Origin of the sequence: Bradyrhizobium liaoningense, assembly GCF_018130785.1 — a bacterium.
GTDB lineage: Bacteria > Pseudomonadota > Alphaproteobacteria > Rhizobiales > Xanthobacteraceae > Bradyrhizobium > Bradyrhizobium liaoningense_A.
In genome coordinates this window covers 195,314-211,115 of the sequence record NZ_JAFCJT010000002.1, presented here as the reverse complement: position 1 = coordinate 211,115, position 15,802 = coordinate 195,314, and the positions used below count along the sequence as shown (strand labels likewise).

13 protein-coding genes and 1 tRNA gene are annotated in these 15,802 nt (G+C 65.9%); 10 read left to right on the top strand and 4 right to left on the bottom strand.

Going from position 1 to position 15,802, the window contains the following annotated elements:
* Positions 1–52 precede the first annotated feature (52 nt).
* From JQ627_RS06635 to JQ627_RS06625, 3 genes are read left to right on the top strand one after another with little or no spacing between them, the layout of a single operon-like run.
* On the top strand, positions 53–457 hold the full coding sequence (locus JQ627_RS06635; protein ID WP_212483355.1) for a FixH family protein: 405 nt from the start codon (positions 53–55) through the stop codon (positions 455–457).
* Positions 454–1,902: an efflux RND transporter periplasmic adaptor subunit gene (locus tag JQ627_RS06630; RefSeq protein WP_312015736.1), complete on the top strand. Its 1,449-nt coding sequence runs from the start codon at positions 454–456 to the stop codon at positions 1,900–1,902. The genes JQ627_RS06635 and JQ627_RS06630 overlap by 4 nt, the downstream gene beginning before the upstream one ends.
* Complete coding sequence (locus JQ627_RS06625) at positions 1,899–5,057, top strand: efflux RND transporter permease subunit (RefSeq protein WP_212483354.1); 3,159 nt, start codon at positions 1,899–1,901, stop codon at positions 5,055–5,057. Before JQ627_RS06630 ends, JQ627_RS06625 begins: the two co-directional genes overlap by 4 nt.
* A 63-nt stretch (positions 5,058–5,120) precedes the next feature.
* Here JQ627_RS06625 and JQ627_RS06620 read toward each other — a convergent pair whose 3' ends face one another.
* Positions 5,121–5,999: a hypothetical protein gene (locus JQ627_RS06620; protein ID WP_212483353.1), complete on the bottom strand. Its 879-nt coding sequence runs from the start codon at positions 5,997–5,999 to the stop codon at positions 5,121–5,123.
* 376 nt (positions 6,000–6,375) lie between these two features.
* Between JQ627_RS06620 and JQ627_RS06615 the strand changes: the two genes are divergently transcribed.
* The 6 genes from JQ627_RS06615 (at position 6,376) to JQ627_RS06590 (ending at position 13,584) form a co-directional block, all read left to right on the top strand.
* Positions 6,376–6,597 carry a hypothetical protein gene (locus tag JQ627_RS06615; RefSeq protein WP_212484111.1) on the top strand — a complete coding sequence of 74 codons (222 nt, stop codon included), beginning with the start codon at positions 6,376–6,378 and terminating at the stop codon, positions 6,595–6,597.
* A gap of 120 nt (positions 6,598–6,717) precedes the next feature.
* On the top strand, positions 6,718–7,080 hold the full coding sequence (locus tag JQ627_RS06610) for a hypothetical protein (RefSeq protein ID WP_212483352.1): 363 nt from the start codon (positions 6,718–6,720) through the stop codon (positions 7,078–7,080).
* Between the two features lie 55 nt (positions 7,081–7,135).
* A complete protein-coding gene (gene ihpA, locus JQ627_RS06605; protein ID WP_212483351.1) occupies positions 7,136–8,410 on the top strand; it encodes a divalent metal ion exporter subunit IhpA in 1,275 nt (424 codons plus the stop codon).
* Positions 8,407–9,384 carry a divalent metal ion exporter adaptor subunit IhpB gene (gene ihpB / locus JQ627_RS06600; RefSeq protein ID WP_212483350.1) on the top strand — a complete coding sequence of 326 codons (978 nt, stop codon included), beginning with the start codon at positions 8,407–8,409 and terminating at the stop codon, positions 9,382–9,384. Before ihpA ends, ihpB begins: the two co-directional genes overlap by 4 nt.
* On the top strand, positions 9,377–12,595 hold the full coding sequence (locus JQ627_RS06595; RefSeq protein WP_212483349.1) for an efflux RND transporter permease subunit: 3,219 nt from the start codon (positions 9,377–9,379) through the stop codon (positions 12,593–12,595). The genes ihpB and JQ627_RS06595 overlap by 8 nt, the downstream gene beginning before the upstream one ends.
* A gap of 2 nt (positions 12,596–12,597) precedes the next feature.
* Positions 12,598–13,584, top strand: coding sequence for a cation diffusion facilitator family transporter (locus JQ627_RS06590; RefSeq protein ID WP_212483348.1), 987 nt, complete (start codon positions 12,598–12,600; stop codon positions 13,582–13,584).
* Between the two features lie 132 nt (positions 13,585–13,716).
* Here JQ627_RS06590 and JQ627_RS06585 read toward each other — a convergent pair whose 3' ends face one another.
* Positions 13,717–14,577, bottom strand: a complete 861-nt coding sequence (locus tag JQ627_RS06585) for a class I SAM-dependent methyltransferase (protein WP_212483347.1) — start codon at positions 14,575–14,577, stop codon at positions 13,717–13,719.
* A gap of 179 nt (positions 14,578–14,756) precedes the next feature.
* Entirely contained in the window at positions 14,757–14,948 is a 192-nt protein-coding gene (locus JQ627_RS06580; RefSeq protein WP_212483346.1) for a hypothetical protein, read from the bottom strand.
* A gap of 234 nt (positions 14,949–15,182) precedes the next feature.
* Here JQ627_RS06580 and JQ627_RS06575 point away from each other — a divergent pair.
* A tRNA-Val gene (locus tag JQ627_RS06575) sits at positions 15,183–15,259 on the top strand.
* Between the two features lie 92 nt (positions 15,260–15,351).
* On the opposite strand, the gene JQ627_RS06570 is transcribed toward JQ627_RS06575, so the two are convergent.
* Complete coding sequence (locus JQ627_RS06570; RefSeq protein ID WP_212484063.1) at positions 15,352–15,756, bottom strand: GFA family protein; 405 nt, start codon at positions 15,754–15,756, stop codon at positions 15,352–15,354.
* Between the last annotated feature and the right edge of the window lie 46 nt (positions 15,757–15,802).

Below are 15,802 nucleotides of genomic sequence, written 5' to 3'. Positions count from 1 at the left end.
AACGTTGCGCGCCGTCATCGGCGGAAACCAAAGCTAGATAGAGGATAAACACATGAAGACCTTGAACACCGCGCGCACCATGGCGGCCGCGCTGACGCTGCTTGCCGCAACCTGCCTCGCCGGGACGGCCCGCGCCGAGATCAACGACTACGCATTTCAGCTGGTCCACGAAGCGGTCCCGGTCGGACCGAATGAAATCGCAGTCAAGCTGATGAACAAGAAGACCGGCAAGGCGGTGCCTGATGCGGTGATCTTCGCGAGCCGTCTGGACATGGCCCCGGATGGTATGGCCGAGATGGCGACCAAGCTGACGCCGGTCTCCGCCACCGAGCCGGGCGTCTACAAGTTCAAGGCAAACCTGAGCATGGCCGGACGCTGGCAGCTATCGCTCGGCGCCAAGGTCCAAGGCGAAACCGGGACCGTGGAGAACAAGCTGGTCGTGAAGGCCGGCCAGTGAAACGCGCACCGACCGTCGTCGTCCTCGCAGCCGCACTGGCAGCGGGGATGGCCTGGCTCTGGATGGCCGAGCCGGCATGGTCGCCACTCCCGCGTACCACTGCACAACCGATGCAGGCTGCACCTGCGTCCACGGAGGCCGCGCTCTACTACCGCGACCCCGACAACAAGCCGCTCTATTCGCTGGAGCCTTCGAGCACGCCGGACGGCCGCGCCTATCGTGCGGTCACGCAGTCCGAGGAGAGCTTGAATTTCGATCCGAACCAGCAAGACGCCGCGATGGCTCCGGCGCCCGCGGCAATGCCCCCGGGCAAGATCAAGTACTACCGCAATCCTATGGGCCTGCCAGACACCTCGCCAGTCCCCAAGAAAGACTCGATGGGGATGGACTACATTCCGGTCTACGAAGGCGACGACAGCGACGACGGGACCGTCAAGCTGTCGCCAGGCAAGATCCAGCGCACCGGCGCGAAATCCGAGCGGGTCGTGCGGCAGCCCATCAGCTCGGTCATCCGCGCGCCCGGGACCGTCCAGGAGGACGAACGCCGTATTTCGGTGGTCGCGCTGCGCTTCGAGGGCTTCGTGGAAAGCGTTGCCAACGTCACCACCGGTGAGCACGTTCACAAGGGGCAGCCGCTCATGAACGTGTACAGCCCGGCGCTCTCCAGCGCGGCTGCCGAATATCTGTCCGCAATCAACGCGGGCGCCAGCGGAAAGGAGCTGAAGGGCGCACGTCGCAGGCTGGAGAATCTCGCGACGCCCGAGCAGGCCATCAAGGAGCTCGAACGGACGCGCGACATCTCGCTCTCGATTCCCTGGCCCGCTCCGCAGGACGGCGAAATCCTCGAGCGAAACGCGGTGAACGGAATGCGGGCGGGACCCGGCGACGTCCTGTTCAGGATCGCCGATCACCGCCTGGTCTGGGTTCTCATCGACGTCGCCGAACGCGATCTGCCTCAGGTCGTCGTCGGAACGAAAGTAACCGTCAGGCCGCGCGCGCTGACGGGCCAGACCTTCGTCGGCGCCGTGGCGCTGATCTACCCACACCTGAACGCGCAGACCCGCACAGCGCGCATCCGCGTCGAAGTGCCCAATCCCGATGAGGCGTTGCGGCCCGAGATGTACGTCGATGCCGCGATCGAGACGGGGACCCCAGCTCCGGTGATCGTTGTTCCCGAAAACGCGGTACTCGACAGTGGCACGCGCCAGGCGGTTCTGATCGACAAGGGCCAGGGCCGCTTCGAGCCGCGCGACGTCAAGCTCGGCCGTCGAGGCGGCGGTTACGTCGAGATTGCGGAAGGCCTCGCCGAAGGCGAAGCGGTCGTGACCTCGGCCAACTTCCTGATCGACGCCGAGAGCAATCTGAAAGCGGCGCTGAAGGGATTTGCCGACGCCAACAATACGCCGGGTGCGGACCGAGCCGGTGGTACGGAGGCGCGCAAATGATCGCTCGTCTCATCGCATGGTCGGCGCGCAATCTGCTGCTGGTCCTGTTCGGCACCGGCTTCGCGGCTGCGGCCGGTGTCTACGCACTGGCCCATCTGCCGCTCGATGCCATCCCGGACCTCTCCGACACCCAGGTCATCGTCTACACGGAATACCCTGGTCAGGCGCCTCAGGTGATTGAAGACCAGGTCACCTATCCGCTTGCCACCGCCATGCTGACGGTGCCGAAATCGAAGGTGGTGCGCGGGTTCTCCTTCTTCGGCGTCTCCTTCGTCTACGTCATCTTCGAGGACGGCACCGACATCTACTGGGCGCGCTCGCGCGTGCTCGAATTCCTCAATGCTGCAACATCGAGATTGCCGGCGGGAGTGACACCAACCATTGGTCCGGACGCCACCGGCGTCGGCTGGGTTTACCAGTACGCGGTGATGTCGAAGGAGCTGAATCTCGCCGACACACGCACCATCCAGGAATGGAACCTGAAGTTCGCCCTCGCCAAGGCCGAAGGCGTCGCCGAGGTGGCGAGCGTCGGCGGCTTCGTCAAGCAATACAACGTGATCCTCGATCCGCAGCGGATGCGCGACCTCGGCATCCCCATGCAAAAGGTTCGCGACGCGATCCGCGCCAGCAACGCGGACGTCGGTGGACGCACGGTCGAACTATCCGAGTTCGAATACGTCATCCGAGGCAAGGGTTACCTGAAAAGCATCGACGACATCGGCAATATCGTGCTCAAGACCGACAAGGGGACGCCCGTGTTGCTGCGGGACGTCGCGAGGGTCGAACTGGGACCGGACGAGCGGCGCGGCATCACCGAGCTCAATGGCGAGGGAGAAGTCTCCAGCGGTATCATCCTGCAGCGCTTCGGCATGAACGCGCTCGACGTCATCGAGAACGTCAAGAAGCGATTCAAGGAGATCGCGAGCAGCCTGCCGAAATCGGTCGAGATAGTCCCGGTTTACGACCGGTCGAACCTGATCTACGCCGCCATCGCCACGCTCAAGCACACGCTGGTCGAAGAGAGCATCGTCGTTGCTCTCGTCTGCATCGTGTTCCTGCTGCACGTTCGCAGCGCGCTCGTCGCAATCCTGATGCTGCCGGTCGGCGTACTGATGGCGTTCGGCGCGATGAAGTTGCTCGGCATCGGCTCCAACATCATGAGCCTCGGAGGCATCGCAATCGCGATCGGTGCCATGATAGACGCCGCGATCGTCATGATCGAGAATGCCCACAAGCATCTCGAACGCGCCGAGCCGGGCCGGTCGCGCGTCGCGATCCTGATCGAGGCGGCATCGGAAGTCGGGCCCGCGCTGTTCTTCAGCCTGTTGATCATCACCGTGTCGTTCATGCCGATCTTCACGCTGGAATCGCAGGAAGGCCGGCTGTTCAGCCCGCTAGCCTTCACCAAGACCTTTGCGATGGCGGCGGCAGCCCTCCTGTCGGTGACGCTGGTGCCGGCACTGATGGTGATCTTCGTCCGCGGCAGGATCATCCCGGAGCACAGGAATCCGATCAACCGCTTCCTGATCTTCATCTATCGCCCCGTGATCAGGGGCGTGCTGCAGGCCAGGACGCTGGTGATCGTGCTCGCGCTCGGTGTGCTCGCAGTCTCGGTCTGGCCGGCGCGCCAGCTCGGCACCGAGTTCATGCCGAACCTCAACGAAGGTACATTGTTGTACATGCCGACCACCCTGCCCGGGATTTCGGTGACGAGGGCGGCCGAACTGATGCAGGTCCAGGATCGGATCATCCGCTCGTTCCCCGAAGTGGCCTCGGTCTATGGCAAGGCGGGACGCGCGGCGACCGCGACCGACCCGGCGCCCCCGGAAATGTTCGAGACGGTGGTCAACCTCAAACCGAAGGAGCAGTGGCGCGCGGGCGTGACGGTCGACAGCCTGATCGCCGAGATGGACAAGGCGCTTCAGTTTCCTGGCGTCTCCAACGCCTGGACCATGCCGATCAAGGCGCGCATCGACATGCTCTCGACCGGCATCCGGACCCCCGTCGGCATCAAGGTCATCGGCACCGATCTCGTCGAGATCGACAAGCTTGCCCGACAGATCGAGCAGGTGCTCAAGGCGGTGCCCGGCACGTCCTCGGCCTATGCCGAGCGGGGCCTCGGCGGCTACTACCTCGAGATCACGCCGGACCGTGAGGCGCTGTCGCGCTACGGCATCATGGTGCAGGACGTGCAGGACACGATCGCGACGGCGCTCGGCGGCCAGGCGGTGACGACGACCGTCGAGGGCCGGCAGCGCTTTACCGTCAACATGCGCTATCCCCGCGACCTGCGGAACAATCCGACCGCGATCGCCAGCGACATCCTGGTGCCGTTGCCGGGCGGCGGCGCGGTCCCGCTCGGCGAGGTCGCGAGCGTCACGCCGGCGCGCGGGCCGGCCTCGATCCGGACCGAGAACGGGCAACTCGCCACCTACATCTATGTCGACATCCGTGATCGCGACCTCGGCGGCTACGTCGCCGATGCGCGGCGCGCGGTGCAGGCGAGCATCCAGTTCCCGCCAGGCTATTACGTGGTCTGGAGCGGGCAATACGAATATCTCGAACGCGCCACCGCGCGGCTGAAGATCGTGGTGCCGGTGACGCTGCTGATCATCTTCCTGCTGCTCTACCTCAACTTCCGCTCGGTCACCGAGACCATGATCGTGATGCTCTCCCTGCCCTTCGCCCTCGTCGGCGGCCTGTGGCTGATGTGGTGGCTCGGCTTCAACCTCTCGGTCGCTGTCGCCGTCGGCTTCATCGCGCTCGCGGGCGTGGCGGCCGAGACCGGCGTGGTGATGCTGATCTACCTCAACCAGGCGCTCGCCGAGACGGGGACGCACTGCGCACGCGCAGGCCGGTCGCTCACCCGAGACGATCTCGACAAGGCCATCATGCGAGGCGCGGTCGAGCGCGTCCGCCCGAAGATGATGACGGTGGTCGCGATTATGGCCGGCCTGCTGCCGATCATGTGGAGCAACGGGACCGGCTCGGAGATCATGCAGCGCATTGCCGTGCCCATGATCGGCGGCATGATCTCGTCGACGCTGCTGACGCTGATCGTAATCCCCGCGATCTTCAGCCTGGTGAAAGGCCTAGGGCTGCATTCAGGCACTGATGCAGTCATGCCGGGATCGGCTCGGGAGGCCGCGGAATGAGGTCGCAATCCTGCCTCGCGAGCTGGTAACGGCAACACGACCGCCTGGCAGTCCAATCGGCATCTACGGCACGGGCATCGCGCGAGGGCTGCGATGGAAGCGGTTCGAGTTCGCCATCCAGTTCGGCAGCGGCTCTCCATCACGGTGCCGCCCGCCGGCAACCGCCGCCGCCCAGGCCACCGCGGCTCCGATCAGGGCCGCCGCCGCCACCGAGAAAGCGACGATGACCGAGTTGCGCCGCGCACGGCTGATGGCCGTCCGCGCATCCGCGATCAGGGCGTCGACCCGACGTTCGGAATCGGCCGCCGCCAGTCCCGTCAGCGCGGAGACCTGCTGCACGAGATAATTGCGATCATCGAGCGCGACGCCGCTATGGCTCGATGACGTCATCAGGATGCGTCCGGCTTCGGCACGGGCTTCCCGCATGTCGGCGGGAGGCCGCCGCGGCGCGCGGAACAGCTTGTCGAGCTCGTAGCTCAACAGCGGCTCGGCGGAGGTCGCATTCCCCGACGAGCTGCGCATCGGCGAACGGTCGATCGCGGCAGCACCGATGATCGCCAGCAGCGCAGCGCCAATCAGCACTGCCAGAGCCCAGGACGTCAGCCCATGAAGGCCGTCCCGCCGCTCGCCGTCGTCCTCGATCGTGGCCAGCGCCGGCGCCGGCCGCGCCGTCCGGCCGGCGATGTAGCCGCCGAAGCCGAAGCTGATGATCGCCTGGATGATCAGATACAGCCCGGACAGCAGCGCCAGCGCCGCCGAGGCGTCGCGCCATGTCGGCGAGGCCGAACTGACACCGAGGCCGATGGCGACGCCAAAGCCGACCAGGATGAACGACATCGCACCGGCGGCGAAAGCGCCCGCAAGCACCGAACTCCACTGGATGGTCCGGCGGTCCTCGGCTACGCCATCTTCCATCATGTTTTCCTGTACGAGAGTTTCCATTGCCGTCCTCTCAGCGCAGGCCGAAGAACGACAGGATCGCCATGATCACGACGATCAGGCCGATCAGATAAATCAGTCCGTCCATAGTCCCATCCTCCTCAAACACTCCTGATCGCTAATCAGGGGGAATGAGGAACGTTCCTAATTCGATATTTCCCGGGGAACGAACTGGCGAGATGCGGATTGATTGCTCAAGTCCCAAGGATGAAGATTGTGAGCACTGAAGGCCTCAGCCGGTCTGCCCCGGCTGGGGCCCTTTCGCATTTGCAACCGCCTTACTGTCCTATGTTAACGACGCCGGTGCCAGGATCGTCAAAGATGCGATCGGGGCGAACCTCCAGATCGGGAGCGCCGTGTGGATCGCAGGACCGCGTGCTTGAATCAGGCGAATGCATCCCGGGAGAAGGCCATCGCCGATCCCGAGCACCACGACCAATGGATCGATGAAGCCATCGAATGGCTGGAGCAGGCAATGGAAGCCGGCCGTTGCGCCGTCACGACCGTGGAAGCTGACGACCCGCCGCCTGCTCCGGAGCCCGTCGGCACGGCGGCAAGCGAGACCTTCGCCTCACCCTGGCGCGTCATCGCCCGCCAGTAAGAGGCGGTCGCAATCCACGCGCTGCTGCGGCAATTGTTCCAGGGACGTAACAATGTTGCGGGTCGACACTGTTCCCGGCACCATGCTAGGCCGTGCACAGACCGCAACCAGAGTGACGTCGTGCTCGCGAACCGCCAGCCCTCAGGATTTTGCCGCCCGCGCCACTGGCGCGGACTGCTGTCTGTGCTGATCGCGGTTGTCTATCTGCTCGCGGGCGCGCTGCACGGCCTGCACGACATCGACGTGACTACGCCCGGCGGCGGCTCGGAGATCGCTGCGGTCCTTGATGGCTCCGCAGGTCACAGCGACCACAAGGCAATCGGCGGGCATCATTGCCACGGCTGCTTCTCGGTGGCGGTGACGCAGCCGGCGCCACCGGCGGTACTGATCGCGCTTGTGTCTGCATCGAGCCCGCAACGTGCACCCCAGCTCGCTGGAATCGTCCCTGATACGGACTCCCCGCCTCCCAAGCCTATGGCCTGAACGGATTGGTCGGGCGTCCCGCGCCCATTAGGTTCATCCCTCACAGGTCGGTTTCATGTTTCGCAACGGAATGGCCGCGCGCCTGGCGTGCGTGGCAGCGTGTCTTGTTGCCGGATTGGCGCTTGCGCCGTCTCACGCCCAGACTTTGACGATGCGGAGCGCGCTGTCGCGCGCGCTGGCCGCGAGCCCGCGGCTCACCGCGGCAGAGCGCGACGTCGGCATCGCCACGGGGCAGCGCATCCAGGCCGGCGCGCTGCTCAATCCGGAACTGTCCTATGAACAGGACAATTCGTTCGGATCGGGCATCTATCGCGGCACGAGATCGGCCGAGACCACGCTCCAGATCAGCCAGGCCTTCGAGCTGTTCGGCAAGCGTGATGCGCGGATCGCCGCAGGCGCCGCCGGCATCGAGGTGGCCGCGATCCAGCGCAAGGCGGTCAGGCTGGAGGTGCTGTCGGAGACTGCGATCGCCTTCCTCAGCGTGCTCGGCGCGCAGCGGCGCATCCAGATCCTCGACGAGCAGATCGCCGCGATCGACCGCCTGACGCCGCTGCTGCGCCGCCGCGTCGAGGCCGGCGCCTCCTCGCCGGCCGAGACCGGCCGCGCCGAGGTCGCGTCCGCCCTGGTGAAGGCCGACCGCGAACGCTTCAAGGCAACGCTGGCCAGCGCCCGGCGCGAGCTTGCGGTGCTGATGGGGGATCCCGCGGCAAAATTCGGCGAGGTCTCCGGCCGGCTCGACACCACGGGAAAGACGCCGACGTTCCAGTCGGTCGTCGCCGCCATCGATGCCAATCCGCAGCTGGTGCGCTGGACCGCCGTCTATGCCCAGCGCAACGCCGAGCTGTTGATGGCGCGCTTAAGGCCCTATCCCGACGTGCGGATCGCGGCGGGATGGCGCCATTTCAACGAGACCAATGACGACGCGGTGCGCCTCACCGTCTCGGTGCCGATCCCCGTGTTCGACCAGAACCAGGGCAACATCCTCTCGGCGCAGGAAAGCCTCGCCAAGACCAGGGCCGAGCGCGAAGCCAACCGCAACACGCTGATCGTAGTCGCCGGCCGCGCCTACGACTCGCTCCAGGGCTCGCTGCGCGAGCTCGCGGTGCTGCGCGAGACCGCGATTCCGAAAGCCACGGAAGCCTCGGAGGCGATCGCGCAGGGCTACGGCCAGGGCCGCTTCTCCCTGCTCGAAGTGCTCGACGCCCAGGCGAGCGTCACCCAGGCGCGCCTGCGCGAGCAGGAGGCGCTGCAGAACTTCCATGCCGGCGTCGCGACCATCGAAGGCCTCGTTGGCAACCCCTTCGCACTGGCCCGGGATAGCGCACGATGAAGACGTCCTCCACCATTCTCGTCGCCATCGTGGCCGCCGCACTCGGCGCCTACGGCTATTCCCTGCTCGCGCCTGCCGGGGTCACGCACACCGAGCATGCCGAGCATTCCGAACAGAAGAAGCCGAGCGACCATGTCGAGCAGGACGAGCACGGCGCCGACCGCATCCGCATCTCCGACGTCAAGCTGGCCGCCGCCGGCGTGGTGCTGGCGGAAGCTTCAAGCGCGACGCTGACCGATACACTGTCTTTCAACGGCATCTTGCGCGCCAACCAGGAAGCCGTCGTGCAGGTGACGCCGCGCTTTCCGGGGGTCGCCAAATCGATCCAGAAGCGCATCGGCGACAGGGTCGGCAAGGACGATCTGCTCGCCGCGATCGAGAGCAACCAGAGCCTCACCGTCTACGAGCTGAAGGCGCCGATCGCAGGCACCATCATCGAGCGGCAGATCTCGCTCGGCGAATACGCCTCCGAGCAGAAGCCGGCCTTCGTGGTCGCCGACCTCTCGACGATCTGGGTCGACCTGTCGATCTACCGGCAGGACCTCCGGCGCGTTCGTCTCAACGACGAGGTGCTGATCGATCCCGACGACGGCCGCGGCGAGATCAAGGGCACGATCTCCTACATGGCGCCGATCGGCAGCAGCGAGACCCAGACCGCGCTCGCCCGCGTGGTGCTGCCAAATCCGGACGGGCGCCTGCGTCCCGGCCTGTTCGTCACGGCGCGGCTGATCCTCGCCGCGCGCAACGTCGCGGTCGCCGTACGCCGAAGTGCGATCCAGACGCTGGAGAACAGGACCATCGTGTTCGTCCGCGAGGACGGCGACAAGATCGAGGCGCGTCCCGTGGAGCTCGGGGATTCCGATCCGCGCCATGTCGAGATCAAGGCGGGTCTTTCGGCCGGCGAGCATTACGTCGCGGAGAACAGCTTCGTCGTGAAAGCGGAGATGGGCAAGGGCGAGGCCGAGCATGATTGAGCGTCTCATCGCGGTCTCGCTTCAGCAGCGCTGGCTGGTCCTGCTGCTCGCGCTCGGCGCCGTCGCCTTCGGAGCCTGGAATTTCCAGCGCCTGCCGATCGACGCCGTACCCGACATCACCAACGTCCAGGTCCAGATCAACACCCGCGCGCCCGGCTACTCGCCGCTGGAAACCGAGCAGCGCATCACCTTCCCCGTCGAGACCGCCATGGGCGGCCTGCCGAAGCTCGACTACACCCGCTCGCTGTCGCGCTACGGCCTGAGCCAGGTGACGGTCGTGTTCAAGGACGGCACCGATATCTATTTTGCCCGCCAGCTCGTGGGCGAGCGCATCCAGCAAGTGAAGGACCAGCTTCCGGCCGGCGTCGAGGTCGCGATGGGCCCGGTCTCGACCGGCTTGGGCGAAATCTTCATGTACACCGTCGAGGCAAAGGCGGGGGCGAAGACGCAGGGCGGTCACGACTATTCGCTGACTGACCTCCGCACCGTGCAGGACTGGATCATCCGGCCACAGCTTCGCAACGTGCCCGGGGTGATCGAGGTCAACACCATCGGCGGCTTCGAGCGGCAGTTCCACGTGCTGCCGGACCCCGGCAAGCTGATGGCCTACCGGCTCGGCTTTCGCGACGTCATGACGGCGCTCGCCGCCAACAACGCCAATGTCGGCGCCGGCTATATCGAACGCAACGGCGAGCAATATCTGGTGCGCTCCCCGGGCCAGGTCGGCAGCATCAGCGAGATCCAGGACATCGTGATCGGCTCGCGCGGCGGCAATCCCGTCAGGATCAGGGATGTCGCCTCCGTCACGGAAGGCCGCGACCTCCGCACGGGCGCGGCGACGCGCGATGGCGAGGAAACCGTGCTCGGCACCGCCATGCTGCTGATCGGCGAGAACAGCCGCAGCGTGGCGCGCCGCGTCGCAGCCCGTCTCGACGAGATCGCCAAATCGCTGCCCGACGGCGTCGTGACCCGGACCGTCTACGACCGCACCCATCTGGTCGAGGCCACCATCCGTACGGTCGAAAACAACCTCCTGGAAGGTGCGGCCCTGGTCGTGGCCGTGCTGTTCCTGATCCTCGGAAACATCCGCGCCGCGCTCGTGGTGGCCTGCGTCATTCCGCTCTCCATGGCCATGACGATCACCGGCATGGTCGAAACAAAAGTCAGCGCGAACCTGATGAGCCTGGGTGCGATCGATTTCGGCATCATCGTCGACGGCGCCGTGATCATCGTCGAGAACTGCCTGCGCATGCTGGCCGAGGCGCAGCGCCAGAAAGGCGGCCTGCTCTCCACCCCCGAACGGCTGCGCGCGATCCTGCGCGGGTCGCGCGAGGTCATCAAGCCGAGCCTGTTCGGAACGCTGATCATCGCGGTGGTCTACCTGCCCGTGCTGACGCTGACCGGCGTCGAGGGCAAGATGTTCACGCCGATGGCGCTGACCGTGCTGATGGCGCTGGGCGCCGCGGTGCTGTTCTCCATCACCTTCGTGCCGGCGGCGGTTGCCATCTTCGTCACCGGCAAGGTGTCCGAACACGAAAACCTGTTCATGCGGGTGGCGAAGCGCATCTATCTCCCCCTGCTCCGCCTCGCGATCGACAATCGGATCGCGGTCACCGTCATGGCCGCCATCATCGTGGTCGCAAGCGGCATCGCCGCCGCGCGCATGGGCGGCGAGTTCATCCCGAGCCTGGACGAAGGCGACGTCGCGCTGGCCTCGATCCGGATTCCCGGGACCAGCCTCACGCAGTCGCTGGATCTGCAAAAGGCGCTGGAAAAGCGCATCAAGGAGATTCCCGAGGTGAAGGAATTCTTCACCCGCATCGGCACCGCCGAGATCGCGACCGACCCGATGTCGCCGGCGCAGACCGACGGCTACATCATGCTGAAACCGCGCGCGGAATGGCCCGACCCGGGCAAGCCGAAATCGGAGGTGATCGAGGCCATCGACCACGCCGCCGACGAAATTCCCGGCAGCGCCTATGAAATCTCCCAGCCGATCCAGTTCCGCGTCAACGAGCTGATCTCCGGCGTGCGCAGCGACGTCGGCATCAAGGTCTTCGGCGACGACCTCGACATCCTCCAAGGCGCCGCAAAGCAGGTCGAGGCCGCAATCCGCGGCATCCGCGGCGCCAGCGACGTCAAGATCGAGCAGGTCTCGGGCCTGCCGATCCTCACCGTCCGGCTCGACCGCCAGGCGCTCGCCCGCTACGGGCTCAGCATCGGTGAGGTACAGGGCATTGTCGAGATCGCGGTCGGCGGCAAGTCGGCAGGCAAGCTGTTCGAGGGCGACCGCCGTTTCGACATCGTCGTGCGCCTGCCGGAACGTCTGCGCGGCAATCTCGAGGCGATCCGGGCCATACCGATCCCGCTGCCGCCCAGCGAGGAAGCTGCAGGCGGCACCGCCGTTCGAACAGCGCTGACCGCCTCTCCCCTTGCCCAGATGCGCTATGTCCCGCTGTCGTCTGTCGCAACCGTCGATGCGACGCCCGGTCCCAACCAGATCAGCCGTGAGAACGGCAAGCGGCGCATCGTCGTCACCGCCAATGTCCGCGCGCGCGACCTCGGCTCCTTCGTGAGCGAGGCGGAAGCGGCCGTCGCCGAGAAGGTCAAGCTGCCGCCGGGCTATTGGATCGGCTGGGGCGGCCAGTTCGAGCAGCTGGTCTCGGCGACCAAGCGGCTGACGATCGTGGTGCCGGTGGCGCTGCTGCTGGTGTTCCTGCTGCTGTTCATGGGCATGGGATCGGCGGCGGATGCGGCTCTGGTGTTCTCCGGTGTGCCGCTGGCGTTGACGGGCGGCGTTGCCGCGCTTCTGCTGCGCGACATTCCGCTGTCGATCAGCGCCGGTGTCGGCTTCATCGCATTGTCGGGCGTGGCCGTTCTCAACGGCCTCGTCATCATCGCCTTCATCGAGCGGCTGCGCAGCGAGGGGCTCCCCGTTGCCGACGCGGTGCGCGAGGGTGCGCTGACCCGGCTGCGGCCGGTGCTGATGACTGCACTGGTCGCCTCGCTCGGCTTCGTGCCGATGGCGCTCGCCACCGGCGCCGGCGCCGAGGTGCAGCGTCCGCTGGCGACCGTGGTGATCGGCGGCATCATCTCCTCGACCGTGCTGACGTTGCTGGTGCTGCCGGCGCTCTATGCGCTGTTCCGTCGTGACGCGCCAGGTGAAACGCCTACAATGGCGCCTGATTTGGCGGCGTCCCGGGAGCGCTAGATTTGGGCAGCCACGACCATCACGGTCATCACCACCATGATCATGCCGGCCACGGGCATGACCATGGTCATGCGCACGGACATGATCACGGTGCCGGCCACGCGCATGTCCATGCGCCCGCCAATTTCGGCAAGGCATTCGCGATCGGCATTTCGCTCAACATCGCGCTGGTCGTGGCCGAGGCGATCTACGGCTATATCGGCAACTCCACCGCGCTGCTTGCAGACGCCGGCCATAATCTCAGCGACGTGCTCGGCCTGATCGTGGCCTGGGCTGCGTCGATCGCGGCAAGGCGCGCGCCGAGCGGCCGCTTCACCTATGGCCTGCGCGCCTCCACCATCCTGGCGGCGCTGGCGAATGCGGTCTTCCTGCTGGTCGCGACCGGCGCGATCGGCTGGGAAGCGATCTTGCGTCTGCGCGAGCCGGAGCCGGTCGCCGGCGTGACCGTGATGGTAGTCGCCGGCATCGGCATCCTCATCAACGGTTTCACCGCCATGCTGTTCGCGCGCGGACGCAAGGACGACATCAACATCGAAGGCGCCTATCTGCACATGGCGGCCGACGCCGCTGTCTCGCTCGGCGTCGTGGTCTCGGCGGCGCTGATCATCTGGACCGGCTGGCTCTGGCTCGATCCCGTCACCAGCCTCGTCATCTGCGCCACCATCCTCTGGAGCACCACCAGTCTGCTGCGCGGCTCCATCGACATGTCGATGGCTGCGGCGCCCAAGGGCACCGACCTCGCCGCGATCAGGTCATTCCTGCTGGCGCGGCCGGGCGTGTCCGCGATTCACGATCTCCATGTCTGGCCGATCTCGACCACCGAGACGGCGCTGACCTGTCACCTCGTCATGCCCGCGGGCACTGCCGATGCATTCCTGATGGAGACGGCACAGCTCCTGAGGGCGTCCTTCCGCATCGGCCACACCACGCTTCAGGTCGAGACGCATCCGGACAATGGCTGCGCGCTGGCGCCGGATGATGTGGTTTAGGATTCGCAAATCCATCCACACCGTCATTTGCGGGGAGTACTTGCGACGAAGCAATCCAGACTGTCTCAGCGGAGACAGTCTGGATTGCTTCGCTGCGCTCGCAATGACGGTGGAGAGAGTTTCGCCGACCTCCTACGCCACCTTCGCCGTGACGATCCAGATCGCGCCCTGCAGCGCCACGCTCTGTCCCTTCAGGAACGGCGCGAGCATCTCGCGGATCGAGGCTTTTGCAGCGGCATAGGTCTCCGGCGGATGGCCCTGGAGCGCGCGGCTGGCGGGGCCGATCTGGAGCGCACCGTCGACCGCGGCATCGAGACCACCGCCGATGGCGACATCCATCGCGAGATTGCGCGGCTCCATCGCCACGTCCACGAAGCCTGCACCTTTCAGGATGCGCGTCACGCGCTCTTCCGAGGCGAAGGCGAACGGGCCCGGCTCTTCCGGCCCGACCGGCGGCATCTTCGGGACATGTTTGTAGACCGCCATCAGCGGCGCCATCATCCACGGATTTTCCTTCGGCTCGCGCCAGCAGGCAAACGCGAGCCGTCCCGACGGCTTGAGTGCGCGGCGGAGATTGGTGAAGGACGCAATGGGATCGGCGAAGAACATCACGCCGAAGCGCGACGCCAGCAGGTCAAAGCTCGCCGGCTCGAACGGATGCACCGTCGCATCCGCCAGCACGAAATCGAGCGGCAGACCCTTTGGCGCAAACGCGCGCGCCTGCGACAGCATCGGGTCGGAAACGTCGAGGCCGAGCGCGAAGCCATCGGGCGCGACAGCCTTTGCGAACGCGACCGTCGTCGCACCGGAGCCGCAGCCCACGTCCAGCACGCGCTCGCCCGGCTTTGGCCTGGCGCGCTCGATCAGGGCGTCCGCGATCGGCCCAAGCAGTTTTTCCTGCGCCGCATGACGATCGGCCCAGCGCTGCCCGCTCGGACCGTTCCAATAGGCGATCTGATCCGCGTTCTCTGCGTGTCCGCTAGGCTGTTCCATGGATCCCCTCCGGCAGCTTGGTCGAAAGACCCCGATGCCGAAAAGCAAGGACGCCGTCAACTGAGGCGGCCTGTTCGGTCCACCCGTCAGCGAGACGTTCTTGCGTTCACGCCGCACGGCACGGCGTCAGAGGTTGACGGACGCTGAGGTCTTCAACTGCGGACCTGCGCTACGCCGGATCATTCGGCCGCGAGCGAAACTTCGGTTCGCTTGGCGAGGACGCGGCGAAAGTCGGCTGCCAGCTCGTCGTAATAATTGGCAAGCTCCTCGTAGAAGGCCCTACCGGCCTCATCAGGAGCTTCTTGAGCCGCTTTCATGCAGTGGGCGGCTTTCGACTCGTACCTTTCCAGCTTAATGCGAAGATCACTCATCACGGCGATACTCCACGCTGCCACAGGGAGCCGTAACGGTGGTTCGGATGGCGATCAAAAAGATGACCGAAAAAGGGCAATTTTGGACCCTTGGAGGGCGGTTCGTGGGCGTCCGATGCCAGGCGCAACGAGGCAGGACAGCCGCCAGCGGCCAAGGCGGTCTTGCTCGAGCCCAATTTGCGATGCGTTCGGGCCTTGCTCGAACACCCGCGGGAGGGCTAAAGAGGCGCCTTGGGGCGGTTAGCTCAGCTGGTTAGAGCATCTCGTTTACACCGAGAGGGTCCGCGGTTCGAATCCGTGACCGCCCACCAGCCTGCGCTCGCGTATTGACGCAGGTTGCCGCGCCGAATCCCAACGGGCGAAGGCGGGCTTTTTGCGGCGAGCTTCGACTTGGCAAGCCAGCCTAGTCCCCCGGCCTACCCGGCAGCAGTGGCACGGCGTCGATCCACACCGCCGCCGACTGGCACCAGATCTGCCTGACGGGCCTCAAAGCATCCCGCTGGCGGATGGAGCCCCAGCGGATGCCCCAATCGTCGGCCTGGTCCCCCTCGCCGCTGGTGAACAGCGGGGAACCGCAGTCGGCGCAAAAATGCTGGAAGCGCATCCGGCCGTTGTCGCCGCGCTTGCCGTAGACTTTTGGCGTGCCGGCGGTGAGCTTCACGTCGGCCTTGGTGCAGATCGCGGTCACCCGGAACGGTGAGCCCGTGAGGGCTTGGCAATCGCGGCAATGGCAGACCGACACCGTTTCAGGGTCGATCTCGGCTTCAAAGGTGATCTGCCCGCAATGGCACTGCCCGTCGATCTGCATCACCCTCTTCCCCTCGCCCTCAAAACAAAAACGGCGCCCGAAGGCG

Bases quoted from the DNA above. Each gene is read 5' to 3' on its own strand.
- JQ627_RS06635 (WP_212483355.1), top strand. From the start codon at position 53: ATGAAGACCTTGAACACCGCGCGCACCATGGCGGCCGCGCTGACGCTG.
- JQ627_RS06625 (WP_212483354.1), top strand. From the start codon at position 1,899: ATGATCGCTCGTCTCATCGCATGGTCGGCGCGCAATCTGCTGCTGGTC.
- JQ627_RS06620 (WP_212483353.1), bottom strand. From the start codon at position 5,999: ATGGAAACTCTCGTACAGGAAAACATGATGGAAGATGGCGTAGCCGAG.
- ihpA (WP_212483351.1), top strand. From the start codon at position 7,136: ATGTTTCGCAACGGAATGGCCGCGCGCCTGGCGTGCGTGGCAGCGTGT.
- ihpB (WP_212483350.1), top strand. From the start codon at position 8,407: ATGAAGACGTCCTCCACCATTCTCGTCGCCATCGTGGCCGCCGCACTC.
- JQ627_RS06595 (WP_212483349.1), top strand. From the start codon at position 9,377: ATGATTGAGCGTCTCATCGCGGTCTCGCTTCAGCAGCGCTGGCTGGTC.
- JQ627_RS06585 (WP_212483347.1), bottom strand. From the start codon at position 14,577: ATGGAACAGCCTAGCGGACACGCAGAGAACGCGGATCAGATCGCCTAT.
- JQ627_RS06580 (WP_212483346.1), bottom strand. From the start codon at position 14,948: ATGAGTGATCTTCGCATTAAGCTGGAAAGGTACGAGTCGAAAGCCGCC.
- JQ627_RS06570 (WP_212484063.1), bottom strand. From the start codon at position 15,756: ATGCAGATCGACGGGCAGTGCCATTGCGGGCAGATCACCTTTGAAGCC.